This window comes from Vibrio sp. V19_P1S1T109 (genome assembly GCF_002241375.1).
Lineage (GTDB): Bacteria > Pseudomonadota > Gammaproteobacteria > Enterobacterales > Vibrionaceae > Vibrio > Vibrio anguillarum.
In genome coordinates, this window is sequence record NZ_NDIM01000178.1 from 1 (window position 1) to 2,488 (window position 2,488).

Below are 2,488 nucleotides of genomic sequence, written 5' to 3' on the forward strand. Positions count from 1 at the left end.
CTCCATTAAAATTATTTAACATAATTGTTTTTGGTTTAAAAACCTTAAAATAGAATAAATCATCTCGCCATACCCCATTATATTTTGGTGTTCTAGTAAGATTGACCGGCATTGAAACAATAGTAGTATCTTTCATCGGTGCACTAGTATTACAAAATCCAATAGGCCATGGCAACCCTTCAGAAAGTTCAGTATAGCATGGCGTAGTATTAATAAACTCCGCACCATTCATAAAAGCATCTGGCTTATATTCAGCATTAATATCAAACACAGCCGAATAAGAAAGTATCGGAAACATAAAAAGCATAAGTGTTATGTTTTTTTTATAGAGCATGTTCATTTTTAGAAACCATTCTGAACTAAAGAGAATTTGTAGTACAGGTGTACGTTAATTATATTGTTTTGCAATGCTACTAGACTTACACAATAAGTCTCCAACTAAGATAGTATCGTGTATAGATCCATTTTTTAAATCACCCAATGAAAATTCACAGGAACTCTGGTATTCATTTTCAACGGTTAAGCTCGGTTGTTTTAAACTGACATCAACGACAAAGAATCCATCAGGTTCACTCACCGTCCTTCCAACATGATTGATCACTTTTGCACCTCCTAATGGTTGAGCATGTTCATCAACTAAACGACCAATTACAGTCACTGTTTTCACGACTTGGACTTTGTGATAACCAACGCCGCCTCGGTTTAAATAATATGGCACAAATGCAGGACGAATGGTCAATGGCGAAGAGTATTGGTCAATCATATCAAATTGTAAGGTTCCATTTTCAAGGGCCGCCACAGGTACTAAGTGTCGTCCACTACCTAAGGTCATACTCTTCCCACCATCGCTAGATACGCGCAAACGAGCCTCTGCTGTATCAGATTCAATATCTAAAATCATAGCAGCTTCTTGTTGGCCACCTCCAGAGCCAATTGCGCTACCTTTTCGATTGATCGCGATCGAACTGTCCATATTTACGCCGTATGACCAATCACGATTATATGAGGAATTTTGCATAAAAACATCTCCATCTACCCAATCGGCAGAGTAGCGGCCATAACCCGAAAAGCCTGAACCATAATTGTCTTGAGTTATACCTGCACTGATCTGTTTTAAAGGTCCTAAGTCCATTTGTTGTTGATAATTCAAACTGAACTCTTGATCTTGTTCACCTGAGCGTGAAGTACGGCTACCCAAACCCAATGATAAATTTCCATTTCCATAACCAAAACTGATTGAAAATGAAAGCCTTGCACCGCGATCTCTCTCATTATTAGTACTTAAGCTTCCTGGACGATCAAACAAGGTTAAACCCCAGTTTACCCATTCACCTTGCCAACGCTCTGCATAACTCCAACTAAGGTTAACCGATGAACCCTGTTTAGGCTGATGAGCAAGATAAAGATTTGTGCTTCCCCAACGTAGCAACGGATACTGCATAGAAAAGTAAGCGGTTGATGCATCATCATGATGAGTTGTATGTCGAGCAGTATGACCTAGTACCATGTTAATAGTGTTCAAATTTATTATGCCTTGTGCATTATATCCCCAACCTATTCCTTCACTGTGGTTCAGAGTACTCAACCAACGCAGTGAAGGTGAAACGTTCCAATCGAATGATATTGACTGGTGTAAACGTTTATCAGCATAACGATTTCCAATACCTACTATCGTTGAGGGTGTTAGTAAATGATTCAACTCTACACCGGCAGTTAATACTTTTGGGATATCCTCATCAATATTGCTCCAGAGCGGAACCTGCCAACCTGCGTAAAGGTTATAACGCCAACGATCTTCTGGTGTCGTCCAACTTGATGGCTTATACACCATCTCAGTTTTTCTTTGAGTTTCTTGACCATCCTCAAGTATGCGAAGTTCGATCTCGTAAATACCTGCCGGCAGTGTCTTGGTATCGAGCATCTGTAAACCAGATTGAATCAGTTGCGATTGCAATAACTGACCATTTTTGTAAATTTCGACGATTCCGGGACGTGCACTGGTTAATTGAATTGGGACTAAACTTGGCACCCCTTGATCTTTGCGTAATAAATCTGAATTACCAAACATAACGCCTACAGTATTAATATCGTTAGATGAAAAATAATTCTGTTGATGAATTAATCCTTGTGAATCAGGAGTGAAATATCCGAAGCGAGTGTAGTATTTACGATTAAGCTGCTCGATATAAGCTTGCCGGATACTTTGTTGATTATAATCACCTTTGACTACATCTCCTTCTGAGAATAGCGTCCACGAATCGACATTACCTTCTAACTGAAAGTTCAGCAAACCAGTCTGTTTTTCTCCTTCAGAAACCCAACGGAGTTGATTGCGCAGTAACAACCCTAGGTTTTCGTCAGGTAATGTCAGGTAGTTATCTTCACTTTCTCGCATCTCAGCCTGACGAGTTATGATAGAAAGCTGAGATTTATCTAGGCTATAATACGCCATTAATATATTCACAGAGCAATTTACACTACATTTCCC

2 protein-coding genes are annotated in these 2,488 nt (G+C 39.3%); both read right to left on the minus strand.

Annotation, left to right across the window (positions count from 1 at the left end):
• Positions 1-340: hypothetical protein (locus B9J87_RS08440; protein WP_141201557.1), on the minus strand; the 340-nt coding region annotated here is incomplete at its 3' end.
• 48 nt (positions 341-388) lie between these two features.
• Positions 389-2,488, minus strand: a 2,100-nt coding sequence (locus B9J87_RS08445; RefSeq protein WP_217898082.1) for a CS1-pili formation C-terminal domain-containing protein, incomplete at its 5' end; no start/stop codon positions are given.